The sequence below is a fragment of the Tatumella saanichensis genome (assembly GCF_000439375.1).
In the GTDB taxonomy this organism is placed as follows: Bacteria; Pseudomonadota; Gammaproteobacteria; order Enterobacterales; family Enterobacteriaceae; genus Tatumella; species Tatumella saanichensis.
This window is the reverse complement of the sequence record NZ_ATMI01000056.1, coordinates 1-15,861: the sequence shown is the minus strand read 5'-3', so window position 1 is coordinate 15,861 and position 15,861 is coordinate 1. Positions and strand designations below refer to the sequence as shown.

General features: G+C 50.0%; 10 protein-coding genes. All 10 read right to left on the bottom strand.

The genetic code is table 11. The annotated features are described in order from the left end of the window. Positions 1-4,047, bottom strand: a complete 4,047-nt coding sequence (locus DW47_RS0115770; RefSeq protein ID WP_029687392.1) for a tail fiber domain-containing protein — start codon at positions 4,045-4,047, stop codon at positions 1-3. 115 nt (positions 4,048-4,162) lie between these two features. Beyond that, positions 4,163-4,621 carry a hypothetical protein gene (locus DW47_RS0115765; protein ID WP_029687391.1) on the bottom strand — a complete coding sequence of 153 codons (459 nt, stop codon included), beginning with the start codon at positions 4,619-4,621 and terminating at the stop codon, positions 4,163-4,165. A 60-nt stretch (positions 4,622-4,681) separates the two neighbouring features. Then, positions 4,682-7,174, bottom strand: a complete 2,493-nt coding sequence (locus DW47_RS0115760) for a hypothetical protein (protein ID WP_029687390.1) — start codon at positions 7,172-7,174, stop codon at positions 4,682-4,684. A gap of 1 nt (position 7,175) precedes the next feature. Continuing rightward, positions 7,176-8,963, bottom strand: coding sequence for a hypothetical protein (locus DW47_RS0115755; protein WP_029687389.1), 1,788 nt, complete (start codon positions 8,961-8,963; stop codon positions 7,176-7,178). Then, positions 8,960-11,359, bottom strand: coding sequence for a hypothetical protein (locus tag DW47_RS0115750; RefSeq protein ID WP_029687388.1), 2,400 nt, complete (start codon positions 11,357-11,359; stop codon positions 8,960-8,962). The genes DW47_RS0115755 and DW47_RS0115750 overlap by 4 nt, the downstream gene beginning before the upstream one ends. A gap of 21 nt (positions 11,360-11,380) precedes the next feature. Then, the gene (locus DW47_RS0115745; RefSeq protein WP_029687387.1) at positions 11,381-11,821 is read right to left on the bottom strand and encodes a hypothetical protein; all 441 of its coding nucleotides are present in this window, start codon (positions 11,819-11,821) and stop codon (positions 11,381-11,383) included. 2 nt (positions 11,822-11,823) lie between these two features. Next, complete coding sequence (locus DW47_RS0115740; RefSeq protein WP_029687386.1) at positions 11,824-12,237, bottom strand: hypothetical protein; 414 nt, start codon at positions 12,235-12,237, stop codon at positions 11,824-11,826. Continuing rightward, the gene (locus DW47_RS0115735) at positions 12,234-14,549 is read right to left on the bottom strand and encodes a phage tail protein (RefSeq protein WP_029687385.1); all 2,316 of its coding nucleotides are present in this window, start codon (positions 14,547-14,549) and stop codon (positions 12,234-12,236) included. The genes DW47_RS0115740 and DW47_RS0115735 overlap by 4 nt, the downstream gene beginning before the upstream one ends. Further along, complete coding sequence (locus DW47_RS0115730; protein WP_029687384.1) at positions 14,550-15,152, bottom strand: phage connector family protein; 603 nt, start codon at positions 15,150-15,152, stop codon at positions 14,550-14,552. It lies immediately after the preceding gene. 50 nt (positions 15,153-15,202) lie between these two features. Then, positions 15,203-15,861, bottom strand: a 659-nt coding sequence (locus DW47_RS17170) for a Bbp16 family capsid cement protein (RefSeq protein ID WP_241430781.1), incomplete at its 5' end; no start/stop codon positions are given.

Here is a 15,861-nt window from a genome sequence, read left to right as displayed (position 1 = left end):
CTAGGAAGATGCCGTAGTACTTGAGTATAGCCCCATTTTATTTTCAAGCGCCGCCAACCTTAATGCATAAAACTCTGACATTCTAACCATGTAAGTCACTCGCGTTATTGTTATAACACCAGATGAATCAGTAGTAACTGTATCACGACCATCTACCACCTCAATATAACCAGAGGCACTGAGGGGAATTGATGACGAACTGATGAGCTTACCGTCGGAGTCGGAATCAAGTACTGGGGTATAATTGCCACTCGCATCCTTCGTGACAACCTGCGAGTGCGAGTCCTTCGTGACAACAGCATACTTGGTCCAATCAAGACCCGCATCAGTAAATGCCTTGACAATGTCTTGCGCAATAACCCCAGCATGATAACGAGCATCAGTGCCTTTGGAAGATATTGCAGAATTCAACTGCCACATCTGGAACGGAATATTCAGAATGTTAGTTAACAGCGCTTTCGTGATTAACGGTGATGAAGCATCTAAGTTATCAGCAATTGGCGTGATATTTGATTTCAGATACTGGTCAGAGATAACAGTTACGTCGTTTTGAACAAAAAGGTTATTCCATGTTGCGTTGGATGCGCCCAAATTGTCCGTAGCAGTTGCGGAAGGTACAACTGTGCCAGAATATGAGTGGGTGTCGGCAATATAGTTTATCTGGGCGTTATCACCATTCTTATATGCGGTAATTTCTGCATCAGCTTCATAGTTACCTGATGGGTGAAACTCTAAGTGATCTGTATGGGCATCAGTACGCCCGCGCCCTAAATGAACATATCCGCCAGAAGCGTTTATCTCGGTAGTTGCCTCAATTTCAGGCGAGGTAATTTTTTCCTCAGCAGTGGCATTGTTCACTTTAATATCACGACGCAGAGTTAACGCAGTTACCTTAGACTGGTCAATCGCCAATGAGTCACCAACAGCACCAACCACCCCATTGAGGACGTAGTCTGAGGTTAGCGTACCATCAGAGTTGGCGACCCGTTTCAGGATCTTCGTATCTCCGGTGGCTGACCCGCCGCTGACAATATGCAAAGGAATGCCCTGTGCAATACCCGCGGAATACGTTGAGGGGACACTAACTGTAGTGGTTGAGTTAGTAGAATCCACTGCGGTTACAGTTGCCGTGAAGCTCGCTTGCATCCGCGATGGCAGGTTAAATCCCCCTTCCACAATAGCCGGCAGTGCGTCATAGTTATCTGACAAGGTGCGTGTGTCGTAATCAAGACCGAACTTTGTCCCAGACCAAGGGTTAACAATATCTCCAGCAAAGAAGATCCCGCCGCCTGCGCCGCCGTTCTCAAAGCCCGGGGCTACCCCGAAAATATCACCCGAGTTAGTGTCCGCGGACGGGATATAGTCGCAACCTTGAGGGAATAACGGGAAACCTCCGTTATACGCTTCAATGGCTTTCAGCAGAATAGGAGTATCTCCGCTGGTATTCTGCAAGCGTAAACCGATCTGCGGGTCCCAGGAACTGCGACCATCGTTCGGGTATTCCCGACGGTTGGACAGCATGATCATTTTATAGCCGTTGCCATAGTCGACTTGCAGTTCGCCGTAGCTTAAGAAGTCGTTGGCATTTACTGCCTGTGTTTCTTGGGCGGCGTTCAGGTACAGCGCGAAGTTAGTCGGGTCAAAGTTTCCGGTTAAGTCTTTAATCCAAATGCACACCATGCTGCGTTGACCCATTTCCTTTGTAGGGAAAATCCAGTCAGTGTTCTTAGAAATAACCCCGTAAGAGTTGAACATCTCTTTTGCAGTTTTGGTATCTCGGACAAACTCGAAATCTGGGTTATCACCATCATTGATGATGTTATAAGTGCCATACTTAAAGTTGTACCCACCGTGGTGGAATGCGCCCATATCCCGCACTGGACTGCCTACCACCAACTCAGTAGTACCTTGAGGGGTTGGTGTAGAGCCAGAGAAGTTAGATGCAGACACCCAAGTGTCATTATCATCGTAATGACCGAAGCATCCATCTTGGAATTCTACAATACCCATTGTAGAGGCATTCTCTTTGTACTGTGTAACGGATTGAATATGCAGACCCATCGAGCGAGAGTTAGATGCGTTGCTATAAATCCACTTATCAATTACGAAGTTACGAATCGTCCATTCAGTATAAATGCCAGAGAACACATGTCCCTTAGCTGAAGTGAATACAATTCCTTTTGATGGGTTGCTGTAGTACGCACCAATACCACCATTTGAAGAGATGTAGGCGCCTGAGCAATGGAATCCAGTTCCGGTTACTACTGCGAAGTATGAAGGAACTTGTCCTGATGCATTTGCTCCATCACCTGACAGTACCCAGTCAGTTGTGATGATGCCGCCATCAAAACGAGACCAGTCTACGTTACTACGGAAGCTCCCTCGGATGCCAGATGTGAATCGGCAGTTCTCAAAGTTTGCCCCATAGAAGTTACCCCAACGAGTTCCTGCTGTGGTCATGAATGGCACAATGTAGTTATAGTCGGTTCCTTCTACATCGAAGTCTCCATCAGCAGCCCAATCGGTTGCTTGGTACTCTGCTTTAGTTACTACACAAGGCCAAATGAAGTGCTGGGCAGTGGTGCCGTGGAACAGAACATACTCAGGGTTCAGTACGATAATACCGCAACCTGCTGTGTAGTTGTCCATTGTTTTATCAAGTACCTGGTCTCCAATAAAGTGGCCACCATATACATTGATGTTACGGGCTGAAACTAATCCCCAATCTTCTCCTGTCCCACCTGCTGCTTCGTAGTCTGCCTCAATGTCTGCAACTGTATGACCAAAGCCATCCAGGCGCTTACCTGTTACAGAATACTTGTACTCGTTAGCTGCGAACACATAGAACCATGACTCTTCAAAGTGAAAGTTTGTAGAGTCAGCAGTTTTTATGTGTTCTTTGGATATACGATATGTGCTTGGTAATACGCGAATAGAAGTACCCGGCATACCTTCCCATGCGAATTTAGCATCAATAAGTGAGGTTATACCGTTAATCACTTCACCAGCACATACTGTATCGGCAGCTGCTACATCTGCAACCGCTTCATCTTGAGTGTAAGACTTTAGTCCATTAGCTGCTGCATTAATCTCAATGTTGTCAATGACAAGTTGATACTCACGCCCACTGGCATCATAAATCAATGCCTTTGAGGGTATGTGTGATCTTGCTTTCGATGAGTCAAAGTTGCCGGTTGCCCGCCAAAGCCCAGCCCCACCATCGCCAGCCTGGTAGAAACCTCTGACCTGAATTAAAAAATAACTAACCGTAATATCAAAAATTGCTACTGCATCAGGAAGCCAAAAACCTACATTTGTCCCTCCATTAATCGATATATTCCCGGCTAAGAGAGTATTAGCATATGACTCAGCTAAAGAAAGGGTTGTTTTATCTCCAGCAGCTCTGATGGTTGATTCAGTTACTAAGTCGCCCCTCAGGGATTTAATATTATTAGCTAGATCCGTATCACCTAACTTCCTTGCTTGAATTTCTGCTGCCAATGATTTCCTGATCATATCATCAGCAATTTCCCTTTCAGTAGCTTCTGAAGATAACCCAGTATCAACATATTTTTTCGTGGTAGCATCCTGCGCATTTTTTGGATCTTGCAGGTCAGCAATGCGATGCCCATTCGCCTCAAAATAATCAGCAAAATAGTTTGGGCGCTTTAGTGCAAGCGAGTCCCACATCCAACCGAAACGCTGGATCAGCATTGTCAGTTTATCGAGTGCAGATTCGTGGGATTTGGCAGGGAACTTACCGTTCTCGTAGTACTTGGTCTCTTGCGTTTCCGGCGGTTCACGGTAGATAAGGATGCTGTAGCTGTTGCTGTACGCCGTATTCAGTACACAGGTCCCGCCGGTAGATACACCCTGCCCTGTCACAGTAAAATCAGTACCGTTGGTCAGTTCTGTGATACTCCCGTCAGCATCAGCAACCATCGCTGAGATGTCGCTATTGAGCAGGAAATAAAACGGGATAGTGAAGGATGTTGTCGAGCTGTCGCCAGTATATTCTACATAAGATTGTGTAGATGAAATTGCCATTAGCCATTCTCCAGGCGTGAGTAATCCCCACAGTCGGGCTGCGGTATTTTGGGTAATAAAAAAACCCGCCGGAGCGGGTTATGTGATCAGGTTATTATTCTTGCCTGATGGTGAGTTATTTTACGGTGCCTTTAACAATCCACCTAAGTAGTAACTCCCCTGTAATATCATGAAGATAAACTATATATATCCCTGCTAATAATATGTAAAAACCAATTCCAAGAATATTGCTTTCTGGAGCGAACCACTTACTAAAAGTAAGTGAATTGACAAATAAAGACCCCGACACTTCGTTGCTTGATATCATCCCAATTATTGACATAAAAATACCTAACAATGATAGCGTGAAGCCAATTCTTTTCAGTGGAGTATGAAGGTAAATAACCTTCACATTATATCTCCTACATAAGAATCGAATTACCCATAGAATTAAAATAACAACAAAAATAGTCACAATACTATTAATAACCGTGTGGTGTAATTCGTAAAAACCTGGAGAGGGTATATCCTGAATTTCTTCCATGCCTCTTTGGCTCATTTCAGCATCTTGCTCAGGGTCATAAAGTAAGCTCATACAGCATCCATTATTGGTCAATGTTATGTAATGCCATATTAAAGATGCTACCTATAATTATCAAAATGGTTTTGCATATTGACCAATCCCCGGCGATTGCAGACTACCTGACGGATCATAGAAGTATTGCTGCCCCTGCTGGCCGGCATACTTCCTTAGCCTCTGCTGGTACCCAGGATTCATTGCTTCAGCGGCGTCATTGAAAAACAGGTGGTCTACTGCTGCTTTGGTATACCAGTAGTTAAGTGGGGCTATTTGCTGCCGGGCGAACCTGATCGCCTGGTACCCAGCCTTGCTTGTATCACCGGCGACGAGGCTGCCCCCGATTTTTAGGGCCGTAGCTGCGTCGCCGAATATAGGCACGGCACTTGAACTATGCCCTGAATTATCACCACTCGCCGCATCGTACATACTTACGATTAAATCCTGCACCATTGCAAAGCCGCCCGCCACCGACATCGCTCTTCCTATTGTACGCCAGTCATCAATAGGTGGAGGGTTTTGCCCGTTACTTAAAGCCTGCGCCACCAGTGCCATATAGCCAAAGCTTAATGACATTGCTGCGGTCGCGGCCACGTAGCCTATGCGGGATGTTCCTGATTTTCTTCCCAGCCTATCCAGCATATGTGCCGTCTGGATTGCACCTGCGTTCTTGAATAACATAACCTGTTTTGTCAGAGCATTAGTCCGGCCCCCGGCACTCATAATAGTTTGAGCCGTCAGGTTATGCTCAGATGTAACGATATCACCACCCATGCGGATAAAGCCCATCATGCGTGATTGCAGCCGCATAGCCTCGTCTTCATTCAGGCCAAGAGCAGACACGTCAGAAATATCGTGAATATCATTACCACGGAGTTTCTGGCGCGGCACGTTCATGATGTTCTGCCAGTCACCGTCAGTAATCCCGGCATTGTTCAATAACGCTCTCTGGCTAACGTCCAGGGCCGACCACGATGTTTTCGACCAGTCGGCGAGTGCAAAGGCATGCGATGTCTGGCCCGCGCGCCTTGCTGCATTGGTCCATGCATCGAGAAGCGTATACTTCATCGTGGATTGAGCGTACCGGGACATTGCATTGGCAATATTAAAACGACCCTGGCTCATTATTCTCTCTGAGCCTTCACGGGCGGCCTGCGTAGCCACTTCAGCACCGATCCCGAAGCGTTTGGCCTCAGCCGGACTGAAAGCTGTTTTCAGTATCGACCCAACTCTACCCAACTGACCAACATCCGCCATGTTCAGGAATATACCTGGAGTATCCTGGAACGGTGAACGCAGGGCTGTGCTGGTCAGTTTCGTTGCTGCCTGATAAGCAGTGATAGCACTACTGATTCGGTCAAGGTCTGTAAAATCGGTGTTGTTCTTCATCATCTGCCGGAAATAGGCGTCTGCCTTAAATCCACCACGGCCAGACCCAGAAACAGATCCACCGCCGTCAAACTTTGCCCCGGGCATCATGCTATCCCGCTTGCGAGCAGTATCATTGAGCACAGCAAAAGTATGCCCGGGGTTGGGGCCAAGCTCGTTGATCAGCGCATTATCTCTGGCTGAGCGATTGAGATGAGAGAAAAATGAAACCCCTAATGACTTATTAGAAAATTGCTTGTTGTAGGCAATAACCGAATCCGCATCCTTGAGATGTACTTCTCGGTGACTAGCGTTAAACGATCTGGCAATATTGGCTGAACCAAATGATGGGTTCGAGTTTTCAGCCAACCCCAGCTGGTCCAGCGTAATTTTGTTTACGCCATCAGTGACGATGGAGTTATACATTTTGCCAACGACTTCGCGAAGGGCGTCATCGCTCAGCCTGTTTCCATTATCATCAAGATACTGATCACGGTCGAGGTTCTTCATCATAAAGCTGGTCCACTTTTCCTCCCCTCCGGATCGCTGCATTATGGTTGGGTCATGAGACTGAGGGGCGTAATGGTCCAACTTCCCTATTGTACCTCCAGCCCGGTTACGGGCCTGACGATACCCTTCCATTGAATCAGACCACTGCTTGGCAAAGGATTTAGCTGAACCGTTGCCGGTATCGTGTCCGTAAATTTCACGGACGACATCAGAGAAAAAGGCATCGCTATTTTTGTTGCCAAAGTCGAGATTGAACCCACCCACTTTGGCCTTTTCCAGCATGTCTCCAAGACCGCGTACTGCCACCTGCTCAGCGCCACGCAAAGTGTTGTCCACGCCTTCAAGCACATCAATAAGAGCGTTACCCCACTTGCCTGGCTTATCTTTTCTAGCCGCGGCGAACTCGTCCATACGGCGAGCAGCATCTATCGTTGCTGATAACTGGCGGAGCTGGGATCGGGCTTTAGCGTCAGCCTGTAAACGCTCCTGATCACGAACCCAGTTACCTATAGCAATAGTCCTTTCATCTGGGCCCATTGCCTGCCACGCTGATCTATCCTGTCTCGCGAGAACTTTTGCCCCTTCATGCATTCGCGAATCAATTCGCTTTATTTGCGCATCTGTCAGTTTGACTGCCTTGCCGGCAGCCTTAGACAAGTGATCTTCTACAGCTTGGATGCATTCAGGTTTCATATCAGCTTCCGTATTTCAAGGCGCACGCCGCAGCAACATCGTATGAGTCTGCATTTTGATGCTCGGCAATATGTTCGGCCTCTACAGTTTCGAGGTGGGTATTGATGAGGTCAGAAAGCTCGGGATGGGTATCCCGCATGACGGCAGCCTGTTCCCTTATTGAGTCAAATGGGCTGCCTTGCTCACTCAGGGGTCCAGGCTGGCTTTCCTGCATATCCGGTATAGGAACAGCCTGACGGTCAGCCGCTTGAGAAATGCTATCCATCCGTTGTGTCGCATTACCCGCCATAGACTGACGAGACAGCGTAGGGCCATCGATATCACCATGGACGATATAAGTGCTGGCATCATTGATGTGATCGGAAACATCAACGGCCTTTCCTGTGTTCACCGACTCGCCTGCAGAATCCATTGCCCGGACATGCGCGGCTTCACTGGCCGAGTCAGTAGCCAAACCAGGTGCTGATTCCGTCACATAGTTGTCGTGCAGCATATGCGCCGTTGCAGCATCTTCGTGGATGCTGGACACCATGGCTTGGTCAGCCTGCATCCTGTCATAGAGCCTCGACAAGTTAGCCTTTGCATCAAATAACTCTCCGCCTGGCATATGAGGAGCAAGGGTATCTGTCGCATCCTGCAAACGTGAACGTGCAGAATTAATCTGGCTGTCTAAATCGGCTAATTGGCTAGACCTTTCCCGCCTTGCCTGAGAGAGTTGTTTCCCTGACCCTGAAAGCGGTGATGCAACGATTTCTGAACGCTGCTGGTTAAGCTGGTCCAAAATACGCTGGCTATTAGCCACCTCTGACTGCCAGACTTTTCGGTCACCTCTGCTCATCAACTGAGATGCCTTGCCCTGCAATGAGTCAGTGTAATCACTGAGAGGTGGCATGTTGCTGGATGGTGCTGCGCCAGAGTTATCCGGAACTACTTCTGGCGCCGCTGAGGGATCAGAATTACCGGACTGATCATCATTATGTACGGGCTGTTCAGGTGATGGGGTATCACGTTCTGGCAATGATGCCTCTCGATGACCACCACCCAGTAACCCGAACGCTCCACCCAACGCAAAGTCAGTGGCGATACTTGCTCCGTCAGCCTGACGCATCTGGTTGGCCTGATCATGAAATCCTGCGTTATCCAGAATAGCGGCACGCCCCCACCGGTCAGCCTCGCTTGTTGCTGTATTCGCTAGGCCGCCGAGGATAAAACGCGAGCCATACAGCACGGCACCACGACCAATCCCTGCAAATCCCGGAATGGATGCACCGACTGCACCTGATACGGCACCAACCCCGCCATAGTCTTCAAGCGAAGATCCCGTCAGACCCAGCTTTGCACCTTCAGCATGAGCCTCAGTTTGCCCCTGAACAGCAGCCATGACTGCCCCCGCCACCGGGTTGGCAACCATTGCCGCAAGAGATGGAACCTGCTGGGCGAGCCCACCGAGAATGGTGCCCACTGTTCCTATCTGCTCTGGGTCGAAGGATTTATACTGTGGGAGTTGGGACTCATCTGGTTGGGTTACAGCAGACAAATCAGCACCGGTCTGAACGGTACTATCCTCGCCAGTAAGGCTACCGCCCGCCATCATCTCACCACCGGACACGTTCATCTGAGCAGTACCGATATTGGAGGATATCCGTGACAAAGAAGTGCCAGCGTTCGATAGGCCGGTTTCGATCCCCTTACCTATGCCGGTTAAAGCGCCGGCATCAATATGATGAATATCTTCAGTGCCGTTCTGATCTAGTTCAGCATTCAGTTCAGGATCGTAAAGCGCGCTCATTGACTCACCTCAATAACAACTGGCTTACCGTTGGCTCCTACAACTTTACGCTGTGATGCCGCCGCAATTAGCATCTGGTTACCGTTAATGTCCGGCACTAGCGAGTAAGTCCCGTTACTCAGCCCATTTCGTACGCTATCTGCCATCCCACCAAGACTGCTTATGCCGGTAGTAATGCTGTCTTTGAAGGCATTCACATTCGCCCCAGGTGGCGCCACTACAGAAGCTCCGCTTACTTTCACCGGTGTACCAATAATGTTGTGGAGTTCGTCGGTACCGACTACCCCTTGAGGTTCACCACCGCTCCCAAGATGATAGGCTTTGACCAGAGGTATCATTCTCTGAACTTGCGCTGGGCTCATGTTGGGGTATTCAGATTTAATGCTGGTCTGTAATGATGTATCGAATGCTGGCGGGAACGAGACCTTGGCTGCACCGTCTTTTGGGTTCATAAGCTGATTGCCCTTTTCGACAGACAATGCCGCACTGTAACCTGACGGTGTATTGGCTAGCCCCGCAATAGTCGAGATGAGCGGAGAATCCCCACCCATTTCTGTTGCAAGACGTGTTGCCACAGCTGGAGAGCTACTGGCCTGAGTATTCCGCCAAAACTGGATGCGCTGATCAGCCCCCATTCTCGCGTAAGCATCTTGGAAGTTATGCAGTTCGTCGGTGGTCAGAAGGTTTTTCCCGGCGGTCGGGCCATACTTCTGGCTGATCGATGTAGAGTTAACCATGCGCTGCGTTAGCTCCTGCCCAAGCTGCCCTGGGTTATCCAGTGCATCACTTGGGTCAACCGGCTGCAAGGGCTGCCCCGAATCCATAGCCCAAACTGACTGAGGATTCTTTTGCACATCCGTCTGGCGCTGGCTGATAGCTTTCTGCACTAAGCCGAGGATCTTATACTGCTGCTCAGAGCCCCCATTATTTTTCAGGTCAAGCTGCATGGTCTGCAGTTCCTGCTGAGCCTGTGACGGCGGCATGCTGTAAAGCTTCTGGGTTTGTACCATGGCATTGCGCAGAGTTTCAGTATTACCCTGATAGCTCGTGCCCTGCGTCATGTTCTCGTAGTTCTGCCAGTCATCAGATGAGGGTATTTGCCCGCTGGCGATGCGAGTTTGCATGGTGTCAGTGGCATGGCCTGCAGCATTCTCCATCTTGGTTTGCATAGCCAGAATCTGATTCTGCTGAGCTATCTGCAACGATTGCTGGCGATCAATGTTAGCCTGCGCTGTTCTTCGGAGTGATTCACTCTGCTCAAGCGACAGGTGCCCAGGCATGACACCGGGTGCCAATGTCGACGGGTCATCAACTGACGTCCACGCCCTTTCCGCCTGCCCATCATCAATAGTGCGGCCATAGCCCTCTTGATTTGCCATAGCCTTGGCGATGCCAATCATTTGCTGCGGATTGTTGGCGTCCAGCTTCTGGCCCAGAGGAATGCCGGTAGCCTTACTCACTGACTGGGCGTATTGCACAGGGTTATTTCCATCACCGGCCGGCGCCCATTTACTCACCAGAGAGCTAATTGTGTCGTTACCGTTGGCGATCTGATTACGCATCAGCTTAAAACCGGCCCGCAAACCGTGTTCCGGAGTGTCGAACTGTTCGAACCCGGTACCGTTATTCCCTGATTTCCCAACCCAATTGTTTACGGATGAATAACGTATGTTGAGTGGGTTATTGTTCTGGTCAGCTAAAGTGCCTGATGAGCCTGAAGACTGATCTGAAGTATGTTGGTCTAACTGGCTTATGACATGCTCCGGGGCGTTGTTCACCCCCCACAGCCCATTAGCATAAGCCCAAGAGTTCAAGCCTTTCTGTTGCAACTGCGCTTTAGTCGCCGGGTCCAGAACGCTGTTATTCACGTCCTGAATCCAGCCTTGCTGTAACGCTTTCGAGCTGGTCGGGTCCTGCAGGATTCGGTTACTGATATCAGTAGCAGCATTTTGCAGGTTAGTAACCTTGATAGAGTTGGCCTGTGACTGCCCCCAGTTAATGGCCTGATTCTCCGTTTGTCCGCGAACCTGAGCCCAGCGCGCTTGGTACTGCGCTTTTTCCTGGTCAGTCATGTTGGGGTTGTTAGAGAAGAAGTCATCCTGATGCTGCTTGATGATCGCCTGTGCCGCTGGGATATAATCAACGCCTGTTTTTGACTGCTGCCGCGCATCGTTCAGCGCCTGATCCATATTGTTATTGGAGTTGATGAAGGCAGTCATATTTTGGGTATTGGTCACAGCCTGATGCTGCTGAGCAAGTTTGACGGCTGCATCAGCGAAAGCGCCGACACCTTGCTGTACCATTTGCTGGTCAGTCGTTTCAGTTGGGGTATGGACGATAGAAGGTGCGCCAGCGTTGATACCAACCTGGCTTTGATAAACTGGTATACGTGGCATTTCTCACCCTTTAGTAAAGTGCTAAAACTTTCCGCCAGCCATGCTATAAGATCCGGCCGCACTCGCGGCACCACCCAGTAGGCTCATTAGGCCTGGCTTCTGCGCTTTAGCTTGTGCCCTTAATGCATTGGCCTGATTCTGTGCGTTAGCCACTTGTATCTGGCCGTTATAGTTGGCGTTTGCTGCATCCATCTCAGTATCAATAGCTGATGACTTTTGCAGTAATGCATTACTCCCACCGGTCCCGGTTCCGTTATCAGCGAAGTCTGCTGATTGCTGCCCAAGCACCTGAGCGCCTTGGTTACGAATCTGGTTAACCTGCGAGCCAGTTTGCAGCGCGAGGTTACCGGCATATTGATCCATTGCACTTGCATTAGCTGAGCTTTGCTTCGACGCATTGTGCGCACTCACCATTCCATTCACTGCCTGTAAGCCGGCAGATGCTGCAGCGGCGTAAGCCATAACTACCTCACAATACTGTATGATTTAGCGTCCCTGCCATCTGGCATGACCCGCCGTAGAATACCCTCAAACTCAAACCCCAACATTTCATGCCAGCGATCGGCCTCCGGAAAAGTGCTTAGGGCCTCAATGCGCCAGACAGTGTCCGGTAACCCATCAATCAATCGACGGGCAGCCCGATAAATACTCAGCCATTGGTGAGGAACGCCATCTGCCACAATCATGTGTAGGTAAACCCGATTCTGTGTCACCGGCACTAGGCCTCCAATAACGATGACCTTCCCATGACTGACTCCAGTGAAGCAGCGACCTGCAGAAATCAGTTGGGCGTAGTCGGTATCCAGCACCACTTCCTGCTGCTTTTCCTGTGGCTTAATCAGGGCAAGATGTTCAGGTTCAAAGTCGATTATGTTCATTCACTGGTTACCCACACTCTCGGATAAATTGCGGCAAGGGTCATAGGTAACGGCTGGTCCTGCACAATCTGAAGGCAGGCATTGCTGTTGTAATCTCCCGGCCAGTCGATATTGCGGTCATCAGTAAATGCCGCAGGAGGGTTATCCATCAGATCGCTGTAATCGCGGCTTTCTATGATGTCGAGATAATTCCCGCTTTCATCACCGACTTTTCCACCAAGGGTGTTAACGAATCTCAGCGTCGCCTTGTTGATGCGCTTTGTCTTACCCTGAGCAGTACCGTTGGCCATGGATAACTCCATAGGCAAGGTGATCAGCTGTGAGGTGAATGGCAGGCCAACACTGATGACTGATGCATCCCACTCAAGATAAATGGAGCCATCAGCTACAGTGCAGTCAGGATGCGCCGCACCATCAGCCAGAACAGAAACGGTCATCCCCTCAAGGTGAGATAGCCCGGATACCGTATCAACGGCATCCCCTGAATACGTTAGCCCACAGTCGACATAGAAGGCTGCAGAGAGGCTTTCTGTTTCAGCATCCCATGGCGCGCGCATGTATTCGATATAACGCTTTGTCTCACCGTTAATCGTTCTCTTCACTACCAGCCACAAATCATCCCGTCCACCGTCTGGACTTGGAATGACGGCAACTGATTCAACGGCACCGGACAGTTCGTGCCGGTGCCAACCAATCACATCCTGCTCTTTGTTGTAGGTAAGGCCGCGGAGTCCACCGTTAGCTAATACTACCCACAGAACGTAATCAGGCTCCTGTTGCCAGGCCATATCGATGATAGCTCCGGTGGTGATGTGCTCCGCAATAACGGTTAGATCGCTCGATGCATATGACCCGCTTTCAAAGTCCGCTGTAACTGCGCGAGCCTTACGGCCTGCGCGTTGCACGAAAACAGACTCAGACCCCACCGACTCTGCCGCTATCTCTTTTGAGCCGTATGAAGATTCTTTGCTGATCTGGATATTGTCAGGCCCAAACGATGAGGTGGTTGTTGAAGGTGAACAGGCATGTTCTGCGCCGGCAGTGCCTATGACCAGAGAGCTACCTGGAGCCAGCCACTGGATGGCATTGGTTGAGTCAGCCTCAATCTGAACATTAATTGCATCGTCAGCTTCAACCTCATAGCCATTGGTCATGGGGGTGAAATTTTCATAATCTGAGGAAACCGAAAACCACAGTTTTCCGCGAGCAGCAAAAGCCAATCTGTTTTTATAGAACGATACCTTAGTGGGAAATCCCTGATACGTTGACCAGTCACCAAACGCATATTTGAATGTTTGGCCCGTTGTAGAACGTACACTGGGGGGTAGCTCTGACAGAATTTTACCAGTAGCGGTCAGGCCATCACTGGCAACTGCCGTTATCTGTATGACACCCCAGCCACCATTAGAGTAACGCCATAGTGACGCATCACTACCAGAACCATCACGGTGCGCGCCAGCAGTCCAGGTCGGCTGAGTGCTTCCGGTCTTGGTCCCATCCATATCCTCATAGTATTTTCCTTCTGACCTGCAGAATACACCGGGAGAAAATGTCGCTGTGGTACTTGCTACCCAAGCGGGAATATACCCACTGTGACCCGTATCATCATCCACAGCATCTGTAGACGATTCGATATAGAAAAGGCCACCAACATGACCAGACTTGAAGATCGCCTGATTGGAAGTAATCGTGCAAAGGCTGGTTGTTGTGGGCGTACCATCCGGAAGTGTAGCGCCGTCAGAAGAATAGATACGGAACTGGTCAGTATAGACAACATTGCCTTTATCAGAGTTGATATCGGCAAAAGGTCCCATAGCTCCAGCGATGTCGAAAGCCTCAAGCGTCCAATCGCTATTTGACACTCGCTTAAGTTTATAAGGCTCAACCGATCCTGAGTGGCAGCAGAGATAGACGACATCACCGCTCTGCACCATTGATAGGCCAAAGCCCCCATCATCGTTAATCAGGTCAGATGCAGACCATGGGGATGATATTTCTAAGGCCGCACCGCTGCTATCTTCAGCTACGCCATGATCTGAATAAAATCGGATATAAGACGGGCCGAACTCAAGAATAAACGCTTGGGTCGTATTGAACACGAAGGAAGCAAGCCAGACCCGAGCAGATGAATCCTTTACCTCTTTGACAAAGTAGGTACCGCCACGTCGCTCCGCAGGCCCCTGGCTGCGAGGAATAAAATTGAGCATCGTTTTGACGCCGGACTTCCACTTCTGGAAATCTGTTTGCCCCATCATCAGTGGGCTGAACTCCCCGGCGTTGAAGGAGTTAATGGCGGGAGATACTGACGGCATTTATAACCTCGCTGTAAACCACGATGTTTCCTGCTGCTGAATAGGTGGTCGCTCAATGGCGCTTGACTGGCGGGCCTCGGCAAGAGCCAATTGCATATCCTGAAGCACTGATTGCTTTTTGGTGGATGACTGGGTGATGGCCTCTGCCATCTCTGATGCGAGAAAGCAGCAGAACACATCGCTAAATGCTGCGTCCCATTGGCTCGAGTCAGTCATCCGCGCCCCGTAGCGCAAGAAAAGTGGTGGCTCAATGTCGGTTAAGATCTGATTGCCTTCTCGCTGCCATACTGGACGACCGTGAATTTCATGGTGGCCGCAGTGAATATGACGAGGCAGGTTGTCACCCACCACATCAATGCGCAGGCAATCGGCCGGAAGTTGATACGCAAACTGGTATCCATATGCAGGAGGTGTAGCGAGTGGTGCAATCTGCACTCGCTTAATGGCAAAAGCCCAGCGGTAGTTGCGCAGAATACGGTCGAGCAATCCATCATAGATGGCTTCGATGGTTCGGGAGGCTTTATTATTGTCCGTTTCGTTCATGAGGCGCTCACTGCCGATCTTGATCAGCGCCCTGTTGATTACTTCAATTTTCGTTGCCATAACGCACCAATAAAAAAGCCCTCCGTAGAGGGCTAGTGAACCAGTTGATATTACGCAGCAGTAACAGTAACTGTAACAGTCGCTGTATAGCTTCCGTCATCTGTGGTGATGGTGACAGTCACAGAGCCTGCAGCTACACCGGTTACGGTAACGGTATCACCGCTAACGGTCACAGTGGCTTTGCTGGTATCAGACGATTTAGCGGTGATGCCAGAATTGCTTGCGTCAGATGGTGACAGGGTTGCTGTCAGAGCAACCGTGCTACCGACTGCGACACTTGCGGTTGAAGGACTGACAGTTACGCCAGTAACCGCTGTCGAATCATCGCCCGAGATTGCCGAGAAGTCTGGCGTCGGTGATCCTGATGGATAAGCGCGGTAACCATCCGGGCCGAGCAGCAACGCTGTCGTAATGGTCCCGGCAGTACCGGTTCCCACAACGGTGTAGTTGACGCGGAGATAACGCTCAGTGCGGCTTGGTACCACGACACGGACCGGCTGTGCGCCGGCTGTCAGTTCGGCAACCGGAATTGCACCGGAGGAATTGAGGTCAGTCCAGGTGCTGTTATCAGTACTGGTCTGCAGCGTCACGGTCAATGAAGTCAGGCCCGCGAATGCAGTACCGACTTGGGCGGCAAGATAGATGGGCTCGCCGATACCGATATCACGATCGACGCCTAGGTCGACCACGTTCGTTGAAACGGCGGGTT

Coding starts and splice junctions, on each gene's coding strand:
- DW47_RS0115760 (WP_029687390.1), bottom strand. CDS start 7,174: ATGAAACCTGAATGCATCCAAGCTGTAGAAGATCACTTGTCTAAGGCT.
- DW47_RS0115735 (WP_029687385.1), bottom strand. CDS start 14,549: ATGCCGTCAGTATCTCCCGCCATTAACTCCTTCAACGCCGGGGAGTTC.
- DW47_RS0115770 (WP_029687392.1), bottom strand. CDS start 4,047: ATGGCAATTTCATCTACACAATCTTATGTAGAATATACTGGCGACAGC.
- DW47_RS0115765 (WP_029687391.1), bottom strand. CDS start 4,621: ATGAGCTTACTTTATGACCCTGAGCAAGATGCTGAAATGAGCCAAAGA.
- DW47_RS0115755 (WP_029687389.1), bottom strand. CDS start 8,963: ATGAGCGCGCTTTACGATCCTGAACTGAATGCTGAACTAGATCAGAAC.
- DW47_RS0115750 (WP_029687388.1), bottom strand. CDS start 11,359: ATGCCACGTATACCAGTTTATCAAAGCCAGGTTGGTATCAACGCTGGC.
- DW47_RS0115740 (WP_029687386.1), bottom strand. CDS start 12,237: ATGAACATAATCGACTTTGAACCTGAACATCTTGCCCTGATTAAGCCA.
- DW47_RS0115745 (WP_029687387.1), bottom strand. CDS start 11,821: ATGGCTTACGCCGCTGCAGCATCTGCCGGCTTACAGGCAGTGAATGGA.
- DW47_RS0115730 (WP_029687384.1), bottom strand. CDS start 15,152: ATGGCAACGAAAATTGAAGTAATCAACAGGGCGCTGATCAAGATCGGC.